This is a genomic window from Streptomyces sp. NPDC057253 (assembly GCF_042669125.1).
Lineage (GTDB): Bacteria > Actinomycetota > Actinomycetes > Streptomycetales > Streptomycetaceae > Streptomyces.
On record NZ_JBHUXV010000002.1, the window covers coordinates 156,584 to 176,896 of the forward strand.

The window sequence follows — 20,313 nt, forward strand, 5'->3', positions numbered from 1 at the left end:
CTCCGGCCGGCGCAGGCGTCACTCCGGCCGGAGCAAGCCTCACTCCTGCCCGCGCAGGCCGACCACCAGGTCGCGGGGGAGGCCGTGGGTGTCGTGGAGGTAGTCGTAGTCCTCGTCGCTCAGCGGCCCCCGGTACCTCGGCCCCGACAGCAGCCGGCGCCCGCGCTCCAGCAGCCGGTCGAAGCCGCGCTCCTCCTCCAGCAGCGCGTCCCGGACGGGACCTGTCCCGCGGGTCTGCCGGAAATGGTCCAGCGTGTGCTGGAGGAGCTCCACCGGCAGGTCGGTGAGGGTGCCGGACGGGTCCTGGCGCCGCAGGGCGGTGAGCAGTCGGCGGACCAGCCGGCGCAGCACGTATCCGCGCCCGGTGGCGGACGGCCGTACCCCGTCGCCGATGACGACGACGGCGGAGCGCAGATGGTCGCCGACCAGGCGCAGCGAGGGCTCGTCCAGGGACCACGGCAGCAGCCGCCTCCAGGGCTCGAACAGGTCGGTGTCGTGGACCGAGTGATGGCCCTGGAGGACGGCGACCAGGCGCTCCAGCCCCATGCCGGTGTCGACGCCGGGGCGCTCCAGGGGCTGGAGCGAGCCGTCGTCGAGACGGCGGTAGCGCATGACGACGTGGTTCCAGACCTCCACCCAGCGCGGGTCCGAGGTGGGTGTGCCCTCGGGCGGGGTGTCGCCGGTCCACACGAAGATCTCCGAGTCCGGACCGCACGGGCCCACGGGACCGTTGGACCACCAGTTGTCCTGGCGGGTGAGCTCCACCGGGACGCCCGACTCCTCCCACGTGCGCAGGGAGTCGAGGTCGGGGCCCACCTGTTCGTCACCGCCGAAGACCGTGGCGTGCAGTCTGTCGTGGGGGATGCCGAAGCCCTCGCGGAGCAGCTCGTACCCCCAGCGAAGGCTCTGCGAGTGCCCGTAGTCGCCGAGCGACCACGAACCGAGCATCTCGAACACCGTCAGGTGCGTGGCGTCGCCGACCTCGTCGAGATCGGTGGTGCGCAGACAGCGCTGCACATTGACCAGCCTGCGGCCCCGGGGGTGGGGGCGGCCCTCCAGGTACGGCGTGAGCGGGTGCATCCCGGAGGTCGTGAACAGCACCGGGTCGCCGGGCGGCGGCAGCAGCGTGCTGCCCGTGATCAGGTGGTGTCCGCGCTCGCGGTAGAAGTCGGTGAAGACGCGTACGGTCCGGTCCGTGTCCATGGCGGGGGTCCTTCGGTCTCGTGGGACCGGAAACGACCGCGGGAAGGGGCGACGACCAGAGGTCCTGCACCGGCGGTCCGTTTCCGGCCGCCGGGGGAGTGGGTGAGGTCAGGCGTCGGCAGCCGGCGAGCTGGTCGCTCGCGCGGCTGCGGTGTGGGTTCGGCTGAAGACCTCCATGCGATCGAGCGTACGCACGGGGCCACGGGCCGTCACCGGGTTTTCCCGGCGAGGACGCCGCCCGTGAGTCGGACGTCCGTGCCCGTGCGCCGCCCGTCCGTCGGACGTCCGTGCCCTTGCGCCGCCCGTCAGGGCGAATGCCCGCACCACTGGGCCCACCCGTCAGTCGGATCTCCGCGCCAGGACGCCGCCGTAGCCCTCGCACCAGTGCTCCTGCCGCACCAGTGGCCGACCCCCGTGCACCGCGCGTGCCTCGGTCAGTGCGATGCGCAGGGCCGGGCGTATCTCCGGGGGCAGCGCGCCGACCTTCGGCCAGTGCACGACATGGAGGGCGACGTCCCGCAGCTTGGTGTTGGTGCGCTGGGAGACGGTCTTCAGGACCTCCCAGCCGTGCTCGGGGCGCAGACCGCTCAAGGCGACGAGGACCCCGATCGCCTGGTCGACGACGGCATGGGAGACAGGGGCTTGCCGGAGCTGGGAGACCTCCTCCTGGAGTTCCTCGATCTTTCCGACCAGCTCTTCGCGTTCCGTCATGTACCGCCCTGTCGCCCTCTCCCCCTACCGCACGGCGACTCCGCCGGCCGCCGACTCTCCAGTCTTGACGGCCAGGTCCGGAGGCCACGAGCCGCCGAGCGCACACCTTGTGACCAGGCAGGACAGAAAACGAAACGCCGCCCAGTACCTTTGTGGCATTCGCGGGTAGGGGTGAAGGAGAAGACGAGCCGAGAGTGAAGGACCCGACTGCGTGGAGACGCTCACCTTCGACAGTGACGACCTGGAGCGCACCGAGGAGTTCCTCAGCCAGGCGTACGCGAGGATGCGCATCGGCAACGGCACCCCGGACAGCAGCCGCGCGCAGATCCACCGCGCCGCGATCGACACGGTCAGCGTCGACGAACTCGACCTGGACTTCGACATGAGCTACGCCGTGACCCCGCTGGGGCGGATCTGCCTGTGCGTGGTCCACGACGGCACTATCGAGGACCACGTCTACCAGGGCGTCTCGGACTCCTTCGGACCCGGCGACGTGGTCTCCTTCGCGCCGCCGGACCTGTCCTACGCCGGCCGGATCCACGCGGCCCGCTACAACATCACCATGCTGGACCCCGAGCTGCTCACCCAGGTCGCGGGGACCGCGGACCCGCTGCGGCCGGAACCGGTCCGGCTGACCGGGCACCGGCCGCTCAGCCCCGGCGCGGGCGACCGGCTGCGCGCGACCATCCGCTATGTGCAGGACCACGTCCTCGCGGACCCCTCCGTGGCCGACCAGCCGCTGGTCGCCTCCACCGCCGCCCAGCACCTGGCCGCGACCGTCCTGGCCACCTTCCCCAACAGCGCGTCGACCGACCCGACGGGCCCCGACCGCCAGGACGCCCATCCGGCCGCCCTGCGCCGCGCCCTCGCCTTCATCGAGGGCCACGCCGACCGGCCCCTGACCGTCGCCCAGATCGCGGAGGCGGCCCACGTCAGTGTCCGTGCCCTCCAGTACGCCTTCCGCCGGCACCTGGACACCACCCCGCTCGGGTACGTCCGCCGGGTCCGCCTGTCCCACGCCCACGCCGAACTGGCGGCCGCCGACCCCGAGCAGGGCGAGACGGTCACCGACATCGCCGCCCGCTGGGGCTTCTACCACCCCGGCCGCTTCGCCACCCTCTACCGGAGCTCCTACGACCGCTCACCGCGCCGCACCCTCCACGACGGCTGACGTCGCCGCGCGCGGGCACGACACCTGTCGTCGCCGCCCCCGGGCACGACACCCGACGTCGGATCTGCGCCTGGTGACAAAGCGCTCACCAGGCCCTGCGTTCTTGTGAGCAACCCCCGAGCGGCCCGCCCGTGGCGTCCTACCGTCCCGGCATGAACACGAGTCGCAGCAGAGCAGGAACGTGGCGTACCGCGGCGCTGGCGGTGCTGCTGACCACCGGGACGTTCACCGGCACGTTCACCGGGTCGGCGACCGCCGGGAGCACGCGCACCGAGACAGCCGTCGGATCGAGCGGGGGCGTGACCGAGACCCTCGTCCGCGTGAAGGCACCCCTGCCGGCGTCCTTCGGCGCCCGGCCCGCGGCGTGCGACTGGCTGTCGTACCTGCGCTACCGCTCCTCCGCCGGCCCGGCGTCAACGGCCGACGCCGACCGGGTCCTCATCGCCCAGCCCGGCATCCTGGAGGGCGCCGGAGCCTTCGACAGCGTCGCCCGCAACACCGTGACCCGCGCCGCCGAGCAGGGCCGGCACATCGAGTTCTGGGCCCTGGACCGGCGCTCCAACTGTCTGGAGGACCACACCGGAACCGCCTCCGGGGACCAGCACACCGCCGTCGACTACTACTACCGGGGCAAGCAGGTCGAGGGCCGCACCTTCGCCGGGTTCCTCGGCAACGACCGGCTCGGCTGGATGGCCGACCTGGGCATCGAGCAGACTGTCCGGGACGAGTACGACCTACTGGCCGCCGAGCTGCCCGACCAGGAGGTCCGCCAGAACAAGGTGCTATGCGGCGGCCACTCGCTCGGCGGGGTCATCACCGGCTACTTCGCCGCCGCCGACTTCGACGGCGACCCCGCCACCACCGCCGACGCGGGCCAGAACCAGTGCGCCGGGTACTTCGCCCTCGACACCACCGTCTCCACCTCGCTCGCCGACCTGAGCGGCAGCATCCCGGAGAACACCAACTTGCCCGACATCGGCCTCGGTTACGGCGTCGTCCAGGCCGGACTCGACAGCGGCCTCTTCCCGCGCTCGCTGTCCGCGCCCGTCCTCCTCAACCCCGAGACCATGACCCTGCTCGCCATCGCGGGCGTCGGCGCCGTACAGGATCCGGACGGCGAGGCCGACCTGCCCGGCTATCTGCCCCGGAACACCAACATCGAGGCCACCAACCGCTTCCTGTTCTCCAAGGACACCGCCACCTTCCTCACCGGCTCACCCGCCGTGAAGGACTTCCGGCTCACCAACGAGGCCGTGCTCGGGGCCCTCATGGACGACCAGTCCGTCCCGCTCGCCTTCCTCCAGAGCAGCGTCGGCTTCTTCGACGGCGGACCGGTCACCGACAAGAACTTCCCCGTCACCAACGGGAGTTCGGCGCAGCCGGGGCTCTTCGGCACCGAGTACAAGGCCATCCCGGCCGTACCGCACGGCCCGCTCTACACCTGGCGGAACTTCGACCGGGTCGGCGACGCCGACGACCCCGGGTACAAGGCGTCGGACGGGACGCCGTTCACCGCGGCGGGCAAGGAGGTCACCGACATCCAGGAGCTGGCGCGCAGCATGGGCACGCAGCCGCTGGACTTCACCGAGCAGTACTTCCCGACCAAGCTCGTCACCGACCTCCAGCTGTCCACCTCCCCGCAGGTGAAGCGGCTCGTCGTGCACCCGGACGGGCTCACCGCCCACCCGACGCTCACGGTCCTCGCGGGCGACGGGCTGCTCGCGGGCCGGGTCCCCGCCGATCTGCACCCCGTGGTCGCCGACGGCTACCAGCACCTCGACGTGCTGACCGCGGCGCCGGTGCAGAACAACGGCCGGCCCGAGCCGGTGTCCACCGCACTGAGCGAGTTCGCCCGCGCTCCCCGCTAGACGCCCCCTTGGGGGAAGGGCCCGGGAGAAACTCCTCCCGGGCCCTTCCTCTCGCCGTGGATGCACTGCCGTCGACCGGCTGCCGTATCCGCTGCCATCCACCGGCTGCCGAGCATCCGCTGCCGCCGATCCGCTCAGATCCTCCCCGCCGCGAAGGTCGCCGCCGCGTCCGCGTTCGCGGTGTAGCCGAGGTGCGCCAGGGTGTCGTTGCCGCCCGCCTCGCAGATCGGGTCGCCCTTGGCGCAGAAGTCGATGGTGCGGCTCTGGTACGTGCCGGTGACGCTCTTGCCGATGGCCCGGATCGGGTTGCCGAACAGCAGCACCGCGGCGACCTTCGGCTCCACCGCGGCGGGCAGGGTGGCCACGATGGGACTGCCGACCACCGCACCGGCGCTGCTGATGCCGATGGAATTGTCGACGACGTTCGCGCCCTGTGAATAGCCGACCAGGATGAAACGCTGGTTCGGACACGCGGACGCCTGGCTGTTCACGTGGTTCACCAGATCCGCGTTGCCCTGCGCGGCCGAGGTGAGGGAAAGGTCCGCGGGATAGTTCACCCTGTAGCTCGACAGATTCCGGCCCGTCAGTTTCCTTTGCAGGGCGGAGAACACCGGATCGCCGACGATGAAACCGAGCGTGCCCGGCTCGAACGTGCCGCGAGCGGCGACGACGTCGATGTCCGAGCAGGCCGCGGCCGCTGCCGACGGTGCCGTGACGGTGGCCGCCGTGGCCCCTGCGACCAGGGAGAGCGCGGCGAGGCACAAACGAATACGCATGGGGGGATCCTTTGCGGGTGGGGCGTGTGAAACGCCTGTGGAAAGGATGTCCCGAACGTATTCGCTTGACCAACGGAGGTGTTATGGACGGGAATTCAGGAATTCCTCGTTCTTTTGTGCCGTGGTGAGTGCCAGAATGAGATCCAGACGGGCGCCGGGATCATGCAGGACCTCACCGAACACCTTGTCCAGCTGGCGCAGCCGATAGCGCACGGTCTGCGGATGGACATGGAGACGCGCGGCGACGTCGGGCACGTTGCTGCCGCTGAGCAGCCAGGCCAGCAGGGTCTCGGCGAGCCGTTCGCGCTGCCCCTGCGACACCGCGTCGAGCGGCGCCAGGGCCCGGGTCCGTAAGCGGTCGAGCATCGGTTCGTCGCTGTGCAGCAGCAGCGTCGACAGGTGGTCCGCGCAGCGCACCACTCCTTGCCGGGGGAGGACCCCGCGCCCCATCAGCCCCAGGGCCCTGGTGGCCCAGCGCAGCGACCGGGCGGCCTCCGCGAGCGGTACGGTCGGCCCGATCGCGGCCGGCCGCCCGCGCAGCGCGAGCCCGAACGCCCGGCCCCCGAAACGCCCCTGGCCGTCCGGGTCGGGGAACAGCATCCGCGGCGGCCGTGCCTCCATGTCCACCAGCGCCCCGGCGGCCGCCAGCGGCCACTCCTCGTCCCGCTGGTCCGGGGTGCCCGCGAGCGCGACCACCGCGACCTGCCCGGGCACCGACCACCGGGCGCCGTGCGCCAGGTCCTGCACCGCCGCCGGTGCCACCGGCCCGTCGCCGAGCAGCAGGTCCAGCAGCCGTCTGCGCCGCCGCTCCAGTTCGTCCGTGCTGTGCGCGCGGGTCTCGGCGTATCCGGCCGCGGCCGCCTCCGCGACCTCGTGCACGGTACGGAAGGCGAGTTCGCCCAGCGCCGTGACCACGGCGGAGTCCAGGCCGAGTCTCTCGGCCGTACGGCCCATCAGCCGCCAGGCGTGCAGTCCGCCGACCCGCACGGCGGACTGGAGGGCGTCCAGGCTGCGCCCCTCCAGGGCCTCGCCGCGCCCGAGTTCGTAGTAGGTCTCCCGGATGGCCTCGCCGCGGCCGCGCGGGTCGGCGATGTGGTCGACGAACAGCGTGAGGGCCTGCACCACACCGGCTCTCAGGTGCTCCCGGTAGGTCCCGTCGGCGGGGCGCGCGTACTCGGGGACCTGTCTGCGGACCTCCTCCTCGACCTGGTCGGCGACCTCCTCCAGCTGGGCGCGGAGCAGTTCGGCCAGATCGGGCGGTACCGCGGTCGAGCCGCGGTCCTCCGGCACACCGTGCGGGGCGGGGGTGGCCAAGGGGGGCCCTCCTTTCACCCGGAAGCGGCTCACCCGCGGGGCGTTGCCCGTGGGGCGAGGGGGAAGTCCCGTGTTGGACGGACGTCCCCTGCGTTGCGTTCCGTGTCCCGACGGTACCGACATCACTCCGGCACCCCCAGCCCCCGCGCGAGCATCGGCCACGATGCGGTGAACTCCTGCTTCCAGTACGCCCAGCCGTGTCCTCCTCCTGAGTAGAAGTGCGTGGTGACCGGGATGCGCAGCAGGGCCAGCGTGTCGGTGAAGCCGTGCGCGGAGGGCCACAGGAGGCTCTCCAGCGCCTCGGGCAGCCAGTCACCGGTGCCGCCCGCCAGGCCGCTGCCCTGGGAGACGTACAGCGCGGTGCCACGCAGCCCAGTCGCGCGGTCGCGCGGGTTGAAGTCCCGCCAGGTGAGCAGGTTCAGGATCGGGTTGCCCCACAGCGAGGCCGGAGCCAGGTTCTCACGGGCCACGATGGCGTCCATCAGGGCCGGGACGCCGGGCGCCATGGTGTCGAGGATCCCGCTGTAGGAGGCCGCCGCGGTGAACACGCCCGGGTGCCGGGCCGCGTGCGCCATGGCGCCGTAGCCGCCGGTGGAGACCCCCGCGACGGCCCGTACGCCCGAGGCCCGGTAGCCGCGGGCGAGCAGCGCGGGGACCTCCGTCAGCTGGAAGGTCTCGTAGTCGGGTCCGCCGCGCCAGCGGGTGGGGATGCCGGTGGGGCCCGCGTCGGGCATCGCGACGATCAGGTCCCGGCCCGCGGTGAAGGCCTCGATGTCCGTCTCCCGGGTCCAGGACGTGTAGTCGTCGTGGGCCCCGTGCAGCAGGTACAGCACCGGGTAGGTGCGGGTGGGCTGCGCGTCGAAGCTCGTGGGCAGGATCAGCCGCACCGGAGCGCTGCGGTCGAGCGCGGCGGAGGACACGGACACGTCCACGGTGCGCGACGACAGCGCGGAGGCGGGCCGGGCGCCGATCAGGGCGGCCAGTGAGGCCCCGGCCGCGGCCTTGGTGACGGTACGTCGGGACACTGCGGTGGGGCGACGGGGCATGGCGGCTCTCCTCGGATCACGTGCGGGGGGTTCTCGCGGCGAGTTCTCGGCCCAGGTGCGCGGCGATCTCGTCGACGTGCGGCGGGTCGAGCAGCGACAGATGGTGTCCCGCGACCGGCACGACGGTCAGCCGCGGGCACACCTCGTCCCAGCCCAGCGCCTGGTCGTCGCGTTCGTAGGCCGGATCGCGCACGGTGTGCGGGGCGGCTTGCGTGGCCCGGTACAGGACCACCGGCCCCTCGTACCGGCCCGGCCGGTGGGCCTCGCCGATCCGCAGGTCGAGATACGAGGAGCGCTGGTGCCGAAGGGCGGCGGCGGGCACCTCGGCGCGGGCGCGCAGGATCCCCAGGACGGTGTCGATCCGCTCGCCGTCGTCGTCCATCGCGAGGAGTGCGTCGTACGGCAGCTCCAGCTCGACCCCGTAGGCATCGCGGACGTGCCGGGCGAACCCCTCGAAGTGGGCGCGGACCCGGTCGGCCGCGGTGTGGTCGGGCCGGGGGAGGGGCCGTACGGAGTCGATCAGCGCCACGAGCTCCACCTCCCGCCCCAAGGCGGTGAGTTGGCGCGCGGTCTCCTGGGCGACGAAGCCGCCGAAGGACCAACCGCCCAGCAGACAGGGCCCGTCGGGGTGGAGTGCGGTGACGGCCTCGGCGTAGCGGCGTGCCTTCTCGGTCACCGTGCGGGCCTCTTCCAGGCGTTCGAGACCGTACACCGGCCGGTCGTCGCCGAGCCGTTGTGCCAGTGCCCGGTAGACGTCGCTCGTGCCGCCGGCCGCGTGCACCAGGAAGAGCGGGGGCCGGTCCCCGGTGCCGTGCAGCGGGCGCACCACGTCCGGCCGGACCCGGTCGGCCAGCTCCTGGACGGTGGTGGCGCCGAGCAGGTCGCGCAGGGGCAGTTCGACGGCGAACTCGCGCTCCAGGGCGGCCCGGATCCGCACCGCCATCAGGGAGTCCAGGCCGAGGTCGGCCAGCGCGGTGGCGGGGGTGACCCGGCCGGCCGAGTGGCCGGTGACGGCGGCGATGTGGTGGCACAGACGGCCGGCGACGGAGGTGTCCTGCTCGGCGCAGGCCTCCCCGGCGCGGACCTCCTCGGCCGGTGCCTTCGGGGAGGCGGGCGTCCGGACCGGAGACGCTCCCCGGCCGTCCGTCCACCAGTGCCGGACATGCCTCCAGCGCGGCGCGGGCAGGTCGACGACCCGCCCCGCGGGCAGCGGCAGCCGTGCGCCCGCGCAGTACAGGGCGCCCACCCGGGTGAGGAGGTCGGCGCACCCGTCGGCGTCCCGCCGCAGCGTGCCGATCGCGAGAGCCCCGGGCGCGTTCTCGGTGACGGCCCGGCCCAGGACCGGGTGCGGGGAGATCTCCACGAAGGCGGTGTGGCCGTCGGCGGCGGCCGCGGCGACGGCCCGGTCCAGCCGTACGGGCCGCCGCAGGTTCGCGGCCCAGTGAGCGGCGTCGAAGACACAGTCGCCGCGCGGGTCGTCCAGGACGGTGGAGTACACGGGCACCCGGGGTGCCCTGCCCCCGACGTCGGCCAAGGACTCGGTCAACTCGGCGAGGAGCGGCTCGACCTGGGGCGAGTGACCCGCGCCGACGACCCGCATGGACCGCGCGGTGCGCCCCTGCCCCTCCAGCCGTCGCACGAGGCGCGCCACCGCCGCCTCCTCGCCGGTGACGACCTTCTGACCGGGCGAGGAGTGGACGGCGACCTGCACCCCGGGGAAGTCCCGTGCCAGAGCGTCGAGTTCACCGTCGTCGAGGTCGACGACCGCCATCGCCCCGCCCCGCAACCGGCTGAGCAGCCGGGCCCGCACGGTGACGATCCGGGCGCCCTCCGCGGCGTCCAGGGCGCCCGCGCACACCGCCGCCGCCACCTCACCCAGGGAGTGGCCGATGACGGCCGCGGGCTCGACGCCCTGGGAACGCCACCACTCGGCGAGCGCCACCTGGAGTCCGAACAGGACGGGCTGGGCCACCTCCAGCCGGTCCAGCCCGCTGCCGGACGCGAGACGGTCGTGCAGGGACAGTCCGCACTCGGCGTCGAGTTTCTCCACGGCGGCGGCGAAGGCGGGCTCCTCGGCCAGCAGTCGGCGCCCCATCCCGGCCCACTGGCTGCCGTACCCGGAGAAGACCCACACGGGGCCCGGCCCCATGAGGTCGCGCTCACCGGTGACGACCCGGTCGTGCGGGCGCCCTTGTACCAACGCGTCCAGTCCGTCCGCGAGTTCGGCACGGTCCCGGGCGACGACCGCCGCGCGTACCCCTCCGCGGCCGGCCCGGCCGGCGAGCGTGCGGGCCACGTCGGCGGGGTGCGCGGCGGCGGTGCGCAGCCAGTCGGCGAGCCGGGCCGCGGTGTCCCGCAGCCGTTCCTCGTCGACGTCGGACAGGACGTGCAGCCGGGCCCCGGGCTCCTCGGCCGGGCGGGAGGGCAGCACGCCGGGCCGCCATTCCTCCAGCACCGCATGGGCGTTGGTGCCGCCGAACCCGAATCCGGAGACCCCGGCGGTGGCCGTACCGGCGTAGCGCGGCCAGGGCTCCTGCTCCGTGACCACCCGCAGCCGTACGTCGTCCAGGGCGCTGCCCCCGGAGCAGTGCAGGGACGGCGGGATGAGGTCGTGGTGCAGGGCGAGGACCGTCTTGACCAGCCCGGCGATGCCCGCGGCGGACTCCAGGTGCCCCAGGTTCGACTTCACGGAGCCCAGCAGCAGTGGCTGGTCGGGATCACGGCCCGCACCGAGCACGGCGCCCAGCGCGCCCGCCTCGATGGGGTCGCCGAGCGGGGTGCCGGTGCCGTGCGCCTCGACGTAGTCCACCTGCGCCGGGGCCAGTCCCGCCCGCGCGTAGGCGGAGGCCAACAGGGCCTGCTGGGCGGCCGGGTTGGGGGCCAGGAGACCGTTGGAGCGGCCGTCGGAGTTGACGGCGGTGGCGCGGACGACGGCGAGGACGCGGTCGCCGTCGCGCTCGGCGTCGGACAGCCGTTTCAGCAGTACGGCCGCGCAGCCCTCCCCGCGTCCGATGCCGTCGGCGTCCGCCGAGAACGGCTTGCACCGGCCGTCCGGGGCGAGGGCACCCGCGCGCCGGAACGCCACGGTGATGGCGGGGGAGAGCAGCAGGTTGACGCCCGCCGCGATCGCCGTGTCGCTCTCGCCCGTGCGCAGGCTCACGCAGGCGTGGTGCACGGCGACCAGCGAGGAGGAGCACGCGGTGTCCACGGCCATGCTGGTCCCCCGGGTGTCCAGCACGTACGCCACCCGGCCCGCGGTCACGCTCAGCGCGCCGCCCGCCGGCGCCCAGGGGTCGACGGCCGCGGGGTCGGCGCCGGTGAGCGAGCCGTACTCCGGCGCCGAGACCCCGACGAAGACACCGGTGGCGGTGCCCGCGAGGGAGGCGGCCGGGGCGGCGGCATGGGCGAGCGTCTCGTGGACGACCTCCAGGAGGATCCGCTGCTGCGGGTCCATCACGGCGGCCTCGCGCGGGGTGATCCGGAAGAACTCCGCGTCGAACCCGGCGATGTCGTCGAGGTAGCCGCCGTAGGGGAGCGCGTCCTCGGGCGGGAAGGCGGTGAAGTCCCGCCAACGGTCCTCGGGCACCCGCCGGATCGCGTCGACCTCGTCGGTCAGCAACCGCCAGTAGTCGCCCGGGCCGTGGACCCCGCCGGGCAGGCGGCAGCCGAGGCCGACGACGGCGATCGGCTCGCCGAGCGCCGACCCCGCCGGTGCCGCGGCGACCGGCGTCGGCACGGGTCCCGGTCCGGTTCCGGGTCCGGACGCCGTACGGCACAGATGCGCCACCAGCGCCTCCCCGGTCGGCGCCTCCCACAGCAGCGTCGCCGGTAACTCGCGCCCGGTCAGCCGGGACAGTTCCCCGGCCAGGACGACCGCGTCCCGCGAGGCCATGCCGAGATCCGCCAGCGGCCGGTCCATCGGCACCTCGGTGACCGGTGTCCCGGTCCACTCGGCCAGCCGCTCCACCACCAGCCGGCGCACCGCACCGGCGTCCACGGCTCTCACGCGGCACCGTCCACCGCGTAGGCCCCCGCCAGATACCGCTCCCGCGTGAGCGCCCGGGACACCTTGCCGCTGGACGTGCGGGGCACGGTGCCCGGCGCCACCACGACGACGTCGGCGAGCCGCAGCCCGTGCCGGGCTGACACGGCCGCGCGCACCGCCCGCACCAGAGCCGGTACGTCGATCTCGGCGAGGCCGGTGGTGCGGGCGTGCTCGGCGACCACGACCACCCGCTCGCCCGAACCGCCCGCCACCCCGAACGCGGCGAGCCGGTCCCGCCGCAGTGCCGGATGGGTGTCCTGGACGGTGGCCTCCACGTCCTGCGGGTAGTGGTTGCGGCCGTCGACCACGATCAGGTCCTTGAGCCGGCCGGTGACGAGCAACTGGCCCTCCAGGACGGTCCCGAGGTCACCGGTGCGCAGCCAGCCGTCCGCGCCGAAGACCCGCCGGGACTGCTCCTCGTGGTTCCAGTAGCCGCGGCCCACGTTGGGACCGCGCACCTGGATCTCCCCGACCTCGCCCTCGGACAGGACGGCCTGCGAGAGCGGGTCGGCGATCCGGATCCGCTGACCCGCCGGGGCACCGCAGCCCGCCAGCAGGACGGCCCGGGGATCGTCGGGCCGCGCGGGCAGCGCCTTGCCCTCGGCGAGCGCGTCCCGGTCGAGCGCGAACCGGCGCAACGGCTGCCCGGGCGCGGCCGCGCTGACGAAGACGGTCGCCTCCGCGAGGCCGTACGAAGGACAGTGCGTCCCCGCGGCGAGCCCCTGCTCGGCGAAGGCCGCCTGGAAGCGGTCGGCCGTGGTGGGGCGGACCGGTTCGCTGCCGTTGATGAGCGCGAAGACGCCGTCCAGCCGCAGCCGCTCCTTCTGCGCGTCGGTCACCGCCGAGGCGCAGTAGTCGTAGGCGAAGTTGGGCGCCGCGCTCAGCGCCCGCGGATGCGTGGACAACAGCCGCAGCCAGCGGGCGGGTTCGTGCAGGAAGGCCACCGGGTCCATGAGCACCGACAGCAGCCCCCGCACGACCGGGGCGGCCACACTCAGCACGAGCCCCATGTCGTGGTAGAGCGGCAGCCAGCCCACACAGGTCACCGGGTGGGCGTCGGCGCCGTACGCGGTCAGTGCCTGTCGGGCGTTGGCGACGACGTTGGCGTGCCCGATCTCCACGCCCGCCGGGGTGCGCGTGGACCCCGAGGTGTACTGGAGGTAGGCGATCTCCCCGGCGACCGGCTCCAGGTCGCTCGCGGCGGCGTCCGGCACCTGGTCCACGGCGACGACCCGGTCGCCCAACTCGCTCACCTGCTCCAGGTGTCGGCTCGTCGTCAGGATCACGGCGGGCCGCGCGTCGGCCAGGACCGCCGTGAGCCGGTCGTCCTGTCCGGGCAGGCCCGGGGGATACAGCGGTACGGCGACGAGGCCCGCGGTGAGCGCCGCCAGGAACCCGGTGACGTACTCCAGCCCCTGGGGGCACAACAGCGCCACCCGGGCCCCGGGCCCGGCCTCCTCCGCGAGCCGAGCGGCCACGGCACGGACCCGCGTGTCCAGCCGGCGCCAGGTCAGGGTGCGGTGCACGCCCCGCGAGTCCGGGGCGGGATGGTCCACGAAGGTGAACGCCCGTCGGTCGGGGGTGGCCTCGGCCCAGTGCCGCAGGTACTGCGGCAGCGTGCGGAACGCGGGGGCGAGCGGGGGACGGCGGCTGTCCATCAGGCAGGTCTCCTCGCGAGGCGGGTCAGAGCGGGATGTTGCCGTGCCGGCGCTCCGGCATCGGGGCACGCTTGCCGCGCAGGGCACGCAGCGCGCGGCAGAGGTGGGCGCGGGTGTCGCGCGGGGCGATGACGGCGTCGACGTAGCCGCGCTCGGCGGCGAGGTAGGGCGTGCCGTGGGTGTCCTCGTAGGCGGCGACGAGACGGGCCCGCAGCGCCTCGGGGTCGGCGGCGGCGGCCAGTTCACGCCGGTGCAGGACGCCCACCGCGCCCTCGGCGCCCATCACCGCGATCCGCGCTGTCGGCCAGGCGAGGTTGATGTCGGCGCCCAGGTGCTTGGAGCCCATCACGGCGTATCCGCCGCCGTACGCCTTGCGCACCACCACCGTCACCTTCGGCACGGTCGCCTCGGCGTAGGCGTACAGCAGCTTGGCGCCGCGCCGGATGATCCCGGCCTGCTCCTGCCGGACCCCGGAGAGATAGCCCGGCACATCGGCGAAGGTGAGCAGCGGAATGCCGAACGCGTCGCAGAACCGTACGAACCGCGCCGCCTTCTCGGAGGCGTCGATGTCCAGCACCCCGGCCGCGTGCAGCGGCTGGTTGGCGACCACCCCGACGGACGTGCCCTCGACGAGCGCCAGCGCACAGATGATGTTCGGCGCGAACAGCTCCTGGACCTCCAGGAGTTCACCGTCGTCGACGACCGCCCGCAGGACGTCCCGCATGTCGTAGGCCTGCCCGAGCCGGTCCGGCACGATCTCGTCGAGCGGGACGTCCGAGGGCGGCGGCAGGGGGGCGTACTGCGGTGGCCGCTCCAGGTTGTTGCCGGGCAGGTACGACAGCAGCTCCCGTACGGTGTCCAGGGCCTCGGTCTCGTCGGCGGCGAGGAAGTGGGCGTTGCCGCTCAGGGAGTTGCTGGTGCGGGCGCCGCCCAGCTCCTCGGCGCTGGTGCGCTCCCCGGTGACCGCCTCGATGACGTCGGGCCCGGTGACGAACATGTGCGAGGCGCCGTCCACCATGACCGTGAAGTCGGTGATGGCGGGGGAGTAGGCGGCCCCGCCGGCGCACGGGCCGAGGACGACCGAGATCTGCGGGATCACCCCGGACGCCTGGACGTTGCGGCGCACCAGCTCGGCGTAGAGGGCGAGGGAGACGACCCCCTCCTGGATGCGGGCACCGCCGCCGTCGTTGAGCCCGATCACAGGGCACCCCGTCCGCAGCGCGAGGTCCATGAGGGCCACCGTCTTCTCGCCGAAGGCCTCGCCCATGCTCCCGCCGAAGACCGTGGAGTCCTGGGAGAACACACAGACGGGACGGCCGTCGATGGTGCCGCACCCGGTGATCACCCCGTCCCCGTAGGGGCGGTCGGCGCCGTCCCCGGTCGGCCGGGCCCGCACGAACAGGCCGGTCTCGGTGAACGAACCGGGGTCCAGCAGCAGGTCGATCCGCTCCCGGGCACCGAACTTCCCACGTCTTGCGGGCCGGTCCCCGGCGACGGCCCGCGCCCGGCGGGCCTCCAGCGCGAGGACGCGGTCGGCGGTGCGGTCGGGCAGGCGTGTCGTCGTCACCTCTACTGTCACTGCCACCTCCGAAGTGGCCTACGAATATGGCAGCGCCCCCTGGCCGTGCCGAGCCCCACGCGGTTCTGTTTGCGCGAGGTGAGTCCCGGGAGGCCGGCCTTGCTCCGTGGGTGACAAGTGCCGACCGACCGCGGGGGCGTCCCCTGTGCACTGCATTTGAGACAACCTGGCCGGAGCGAAGGTGCAGACCTATTCCGCGGGCCCGCCTTTTCGCAGGCTGTGGGATGGCGCGTACACGTATCGGAGCGCGGGAATGAGTCAGTTTCCCGATCGGGTTCGACCTGCCGGTTGATAGTTCAACGGGGGCGCTGCAACAATCCCGGTCCTGGCCACGTCGTCACCCCGACCCCTCGGCCGTACGCCCCACAAGGCTCCTCGTCAAGCGCGCAATTCTCATCGCGTGAATTCCGGATTCACGAATCCCCCACAGTCCGCCCAGAGCACGGCTCCGGTGTGCCTTTGTCGGACGGCCGGCGCGGCAGCGAAGAAGGTGCATGTGTCACGGCATTCCACGGGGCTCGGCGGGCCGCCGTTCCCCTACGAAACGGGTCCCGAAGCCGGTCCCGGCGGCGAGCGGCACGCGGTGTCCGGCCAGCCCGCGTATCAGACGCTCCGCCGCACCCACCGCCGGTTCGGTGTCCGGGCCACCGCACTGGCCGTCGGCGGCTTCCTGCTGTACGTCCTGCTGTCCAGCTTCCTGCCCGGGCTGATGAACACCTCCCTGAGCGGCCACCTCACGATCGGACTCGCCCTGGGGCTGGGGCAGTTCGCGCTGATGGGCGTGATCGTGTGGCGCTATCTCGTGCATGTGCGCACGGCCGTCACCCCGGTGGTCCGCGGCCTGCGGGGCCTGGTCCGGCACCAGGAGAGCGCGGGCCGCGAGCGGGGTGCCTTCGCGGCGCGCACCACCAGGCGCGGTGGGGAGTTCCGCCCGTGGTGACGACCGGCGCCTCCGTCGTGGACCGCCTCAGCCTTCAGCTGACCCTGGTCCTGTTCCTGTCCGTGGTCGTCGTGACCCTGTTCACCGCGCTGCTGACCGCGCCCCAGCGCGACGAGATCGGCGAGTTCTACCTCGGCAACCGGCTCATGTCGCCGCTGCGCAACGGCCTGGCCATGTGCGGCGACTACCTGTCGGCCGCGACCCTCCTCGGCAGCACCGGCCTCGTCGCCCTGACCGGCTACGACGGGCTGCTCTACCTGTGCGGCACCGCCGTCGCCTGGATGATGGTCCTGCTGCTGATCGCCGAACCCCTGCGCAACACCGGCAGGTTCACCCTCGGCGACACCCTGGCGACACGGCTGACCCGGATGCGGCGGCCGGTGCGGCTCGCTCTCGCGCTGTGCACGCTGACCATCACCGTGCTCTACCTGGTCGCCCAACTCGTCGGCAGTGTCGCCCTGTTGACCCAGTTCACCGGCGAACCCAGCGCCGCCACCCGCACCCTGTGCGTCGTCGTCATCGGCACCGTCGTCATCGTCTACGCGGCCATCGGAGGCATGCCGGGAGCCACCTTCATCCAGGTCGTCAAGGCCGTCATGCTCATCTCCGGGGTCACCGTGACCGCCGTGATGGTGCTCCACCGCTTCGACTGGAACATCGAGAACCTCCTCGCCGCCGCCGCGGACAACAGCGGGCAGGGCGCGCGGTTCCTGGAACCCGGACTGCGCTACGGCGCCGGCGTCACCAGCAAACTCGACTTCCTCAGCCTCCAGTTGGCCATCGTGCTCGGCCTCGCCGCCCTCCCGCACGTGATGATGCGGCTGCTCGCCCCGAAGTCGGTCGACGTCCTGCGCACCTCGGTGGTGTGGGCCATGGGCCTGGTCAGCCTCGTCTGTCTGGCGGCCGGCCTCCTCGGTCTCGGCGCCACCGCCGTCCTGGGCAGCGACACCATCGCGCGCAACGACCGCACGGGCAATGCCGCCGTCCTGCTGCTGGCGCACGACCTCGGCGGCGCCGTCCTGACCGCCCTGCTGTCCTGTCTCGCCTTCGTCACCCTCCTCGCGGTCGCCGCGGGCCTCACCCTGGCCGCCGCGTCCTCCCTCGCCCACGACCTCTACGGCGAGGTGATCCGCAAGGGCAGGGCCACGGAGACGGAGGAACTGGCCGTGGCCCGGCTCGCGGCCGCCGTCATCGGCATCCTCGGCATGCTGCTCGCCCTGGTCTCCTGGGGCGCCAACTCCGCGACCCTCGCCTTCCTCGCCTTCGCCATCGCCGCCTCCGCGATCCTCCCGACCCTCGTCTTCACCCTCTTCTGGCCGCGCTTCACCGCCCAGGGCGCCCTGCTCAGCCTCTGCGGGGGCCTGCTCTGCTCGGTCCTCCTGGTCGTCCTCTCCCCGGTCGTCTCCTCCGCCCCCGCCTCGCTCTACCCGAACGTCGATTTCGCCTGGTTCCCCTTGCAGAATCCCGGAATCGTCTCCATCCCGGCGGGCTTCCTCCTCGGCTGGCTGGGTTCCGTACTCAGCCGTCCCGAAGCAAAGGAGACATACGAGGACTTCGAAGTGCGCAGCCTCATCGGGGTCGACTAGCCGATTTCCCCCACATTTCCGGGAAGCAATGTGTTGAACACGTGGATATTTCGTTCGCGGCTGATCAAGGGTTGCGGCGACAACTCGCGTGCAGTAATTAGGTGATGTATGAACTTGTTCAACCGTGGCACCATGTTCCGCCGCACGGACCGCACGGAACCCGCCGCCGTCTCCCAGCCCCCCACCGGGTCGTCGGCCACTGCCACAGCCGTCCTTCCGGACCCCGGACTGGCGGCCCTGACCGGGGAATGGACCATCGACCCCGCGCACAGCAGGATCGGCTTCTCCGTGCGCCACGCCATGGTCACCACCGTGCGCGGGGCGTTCCTGGAGTACCAGAGCCGCCTCTACTTCGACGGCCGCGACCCGTCCCGCTCGATGGCGGAGATCATCATCTCCACCGGGAGCGTGGACACCGGAGTGGAGCAGCGCGACGGGCACCTGGTGGGCCGTGACTTCCTCGACTCCGCGAGTCATCCGCGGATGCGGTTCGTCAGTACCGCGGTGGAGGTCGCGGGACCCGACGTCTACCGGATGACGGGCGACCTCACCATCAAGGGCAGGACCCGGCCCGTGGTCCTGGAACTGACCTACATAGGCCATGTCACCGACCCGTTCGGCTACCAGCGCGTCGGCTTCGACGGCACCACCACCATCAACCGCTCCGAGTGGGGCCTGACCTACGACAGCAAGCTCGCCGAGGGCGGCGCGATGGTCAGCGAGAAGGTACGCCTTCAGTTCGACATCGCGGCGATCCGGACACCCCCGGTCGGCTGACGGCGCCCCCGGCGCACCAAGGGGCCACGCACTCGTCCGAGTACGTGGCCCCTCCGGGTTCCTCAGGCCCCTGTCACCGCCCGCGGAGCCCTGTCACCGTCCCCGCACCAGCCCCGCCAGATAGCGCCACAGCGACGAACGCGGTCGTACGGCGGCTTCGTCGCCCGGGTTGGCCGGGATGGCCGGGCCGGAGCCGGCCGGTGCCGGGAGCGGTGGGCCGGGGGGTACCGGCAGGGCCTGCGCGTCCGAGAGGGTGTACCGCACCGGCAGCGAGCGCAGCCCGCGCATGAACGGCGAGGACCGCCACGGCAGTTGGTCGACCGGCAGGGACAACTCCAGTCCGGACAGCCGCTCGAAGAGCCTGCTCACCCCGATCGCCGCCGCCCCACCGGCCAGTTCCCGGGCCGGACACTGCCGGGGCCCGGCACCCCACGACAGATGCGCCCGGGTGCTGATGGTCGACTCGGGGCAGACCTTCGCGGCGAACGCCGGGTCCGCGTGCGCGGCCCCCACCGACACCCACACCGGATCGCCCGCGGCGATGACGTAGTCGCCGAGCTTCATGTCGGTGAGCGGGAACCGCGGCACGAAGTTGATCAGCGGCGGCTTCTGCATCACCACCCGGTTCATGGTCTCCCTGATCAGCCCCGCCGAGAGGCTGGCGCTCGCGGGCAGATTCCCGGTGATGACCTCGACGACCGTGTTGGAGATCAGGATGCCGACGTGGTCCGACGTCATCCCGAGCAGCATCATCAGCTCGCGCGACAACTCCTCGATGCTGAGCCCGGGATGGGAGGCGAGCAGATAGGACGGGAAGTCGTTGCCCGGCTCCCTCATCTTCGACTCGCCGAGCTCCGAGAGCGTGGCCAGCAGCCGTTCCAGTGCGGGCCCCGCGTCAGGGCCCGCGTCCAGCACCCGCCACATGTCCATCAGCGCGTCGTCGTGCTGGGAGCCGGGGAAACCGAGCAGATGACTGGCGACCATGAGCGGCAGCGGCCGCGAGAACTGCGCGGACAGATCCGCCCACCCGGTGCGGCCGCCCTGGGTGAACAGCGTGATCAGTTCGTCGGCGTCCCGGGTGATCTTGGCCTTGAGCTGCTTGGCCACCGGATGCCGAGGGTCCTGGAAGGGGCGAAGCGCGGTGTCCCAGGCCACCTTGAGCCCGCGGTAGCCCTCGCCGCCCTGGATCAGCACGTGGTTGACGTCCAGCGACGGCGCCAGCGGCCAGTCCGCGGGCAGCCGGCCCTCCCTGCGCGCCCGCCAGTTCTCGAGCCCTTTCGGCCACGCGTGGTCGTCCCGGAGCACCTCCAGCGACTCCTCGTAGCCCAGCACGAGCCAGACGGGCACTCCCAGCAGGTCGACCGGCGCCACCGGGCCGTGGGCGCGGCGCAGCCGCTCGTACACGATCGCCGGATCCCGTTCGTAGTCGCGGGTCATGAGCGGTTCGAGGCTCATCGACTCCAGCGACTCGTGACCGGCTGCCGAGTCGCTGTTCAGTTGGACCCCCATGGCTTCCTTCCCTCGCTCAGGCGCTGTGCCAGGGTAATGTGACCGCCCGCACTGCCTCCATGGCGGGGGGTGATTACCGGCTCGGCGCTCAGGTCGGCCGGGGCGACGACGAACGGCACCGCCCGAGGAC

Annotated in this window: 14 protein-coding genes; 5 read left to right on the plus strand and 9 right to left on the minus strand. The window is 72.8% G+C overall.

Annotated elements, in window-relative coordinates; translation table 11 throughout:
• Positions 1-39: 39 nt before the first annotated feature.
• Both ACFULQ_RS01830 and ACFULQ_RS01835 read right to left on the minus strand, forming a co-directional pair.
• The gene (locus tag ACFULQ_RS01830) at positions 40-1,203 is read right to left on the minus strand and encodes an alanine--tRNA ligase-related protein (RefSeq protein ID WP_383536686.1); all 1,164 of its coding nucleotides are present in this window, start codon (positions 1,201-1,203) and stop codon (positions 40-42) included.
• 339 nt (positions 1,204-1,542) lie between these two features.
• The gene (locus ACFULQ_RS01835; protein ID WP_383536689.1) at positions 1,543-1,914 is read right to left on the minus strand and encodes an ANTAR domain-containing protein; all 372 of its coding nucleotides are present in this window, start codon (positions 1,912-1,914) and stop codon (positions 1,543-1,545) included.
• Between the two features lie 211 nt (positions 1,915-2,125).
• Here ACFULQ_RS01835 and ACFULQ_RS01840 point away from each other — a divergent pair, with 211 nt between their 5' ends.
• Positions 2,126-3,085: a helix-turn-helix transcriptional regulator gene (locus ACFULQ_RS01840; protein WP_383536692.1), complete on the plus strand. Its 960-nt coding sequence runs from the start codon at positions 2,126-2,128 to the stop codon at positions 3,083-3,085.
• A 152-nt stretch (positions 3,086-3,237) separates the two neighbouring features.
• Complete coding sequence (locus ACFULQ_RS01845) at positions 3,238-4,953, plus strand: hypothetical protein (protein ID WP_383536695.1); 1,716 nt, start codon at positions 3,238-3,240, stop codon at positions 4,951-4,953.
• A gap of 134 nt (positions 4,954-5,087) precedes the next feature.
• On the opposite strand, the gene ACFULQ_RS01850 is transcribed toward ACFULQ_RS01845, so the two are convergent.
• The 6 genes from ACFULQ_RS01850 to ACFULQ_RS01875 all read right to left on the minus strand — a co-directional run bounded on the left by ACFULQ_RS01850 (position 5,088) and on the right by ACFULQ_RS01875 (position 15,371).
• Entirely contained in the window at positions 5,088-5,729 is a 642-nt protein-coding gene (locus tag ACFULQ_RS01850; RefSeq protein ID WP_383536696.1) for a cutinase family protein, read from the minus strand.
• 81 nt (positions 5,730-5,810) lie between these two features.
• Complete coding sequence (locus ACFULQ_RS01855) at positions 5,811-7,043, minus strand: PucR family transcriptional regulator (protein WP_383536699.1); 1,233 nt, start codon at positions 7,041-7,043, stop codon at positions 5,811-5,813.
• 122 nt (positions 7,044-7,165) lie between these two features.
• Positions 7,166-8,089 (minus strand): alpha/beta hydrolase, encoded by a 924-nt coding sequence (locus tag ACFULQ_RS01860; RefSeq protein ID WP_383536702.1) that lies wholly within the window; start codon positions 8,087-8,089, stop codon positions 7,166-7,168.
• A 16-nt stretch (positions 8,090-8,105) separates the two neighbouring features.
• Positions 8,106-12,095: a beta-ketoacyl synthase N-terminal-like domain-containing protein gene (locus ACFULQ_RS01865; protein WP_383536705.1), complete on the minus strand. Its 3,990-nt coding sequence runs from the start codon at positions 12,093-12,095 to the stop codon at positions 8,106-8,108.
• Positions 12,092-13,792 (minus strand): fatty acyl-AMP ligase, encoded by a 1,701-nt coding sequence (locus ACFULQ_RS01870; protein ID WP_383536708.1) that lies wholly within the window; start codon positions 13,790-13,792, stop codon positions 12,092-12,094. The genes ACFULQ_RS01865 and ACFULQ_RS01870 overlap by 4 nt, the downstream gene beginning before the upstream one ends.
• A gap of 25 nt (positions 13,793-13,817) precedes the next feature.
• Complete coding sequence (locus tag ACFULQ_RS01875) at positions 13,818-15,371, minus strand: acyl-CoA carboxylase subunit beta (protein ID WP_383536823.1); 1,554 nt, start codon at positions 15,369-15,371, stop codon at positions 13,818-13,820.
• Positions 15,372-15,867: 496 nt separating this feature from the next.
• Between ACFULQ_RS01875 and ACFULQ_RS01880 the strand changes: the two genes are divergently transcribed.
• The 3 genes from ACFULQ_RS01880 (at position 15,868) to ACFULQ_RS01890 (ending at position 18,674) form a co-directional block, all read left to right on the plus strand.
• Positions 15,868-16,311: a DUF485 domain-containing protein gene (locus ACFULQ_RS01880; RefSeq protein ID WP_383536711.1), complete on the plus strand. Its 444-nt coding sequence runs from the start codon at positions 15,868-15,870 to the stop codon at positions 16,309-16,311.
• Positions 16,305-17,897 (plus strand): cation acetate symporter, encoded by a 1,593-nt coding sequence (locus tag ACFULQ_RS01885; protein ID WP_383536714.1) that lies wholly within the window; start codon positions 16,305-16,307, stop codon positions 17,895-17,897. The genes ACFULQ_RS01880 and ACFULQ_RS01885 overlap by 7 nt, the downstream gene beginning before the upstream one ends.
• Positions 17,898-18,005: 108 nt before the next feature.
• Positions 18,006-18,674, plus strand: a complete 669-nt coding sequence (locus ACFULQ_RS01890; RefSeq protein WP_383536716.1) for a YceI family protein — start codon at positions 18,006-18,008, stop codon at positions 18,672-18,674.
• A gap of 93 nt (positions 18,675-18,767) precedes the next feature.
• Here the strand turns inward: ACFULQ_RS01890 and ACFULQ_RS01895 are convergent, their stop codons facing one another.
• Positions 18,768-20,183 carry a cytochrome gene (locus tag ACFULQ_RS01895; RefSeq protein WP_383536719.1) on the minus strand — a complete coding sequence of 472 codons (1,416 nt, stop codon included), beginning with the start codon at positions 20,181-20,183 and terminating at the stop codon, positions 18,768-18,770.
• Between the last annotated feature and the right edge of the window lie 130 nt (positions 20,184-20,313).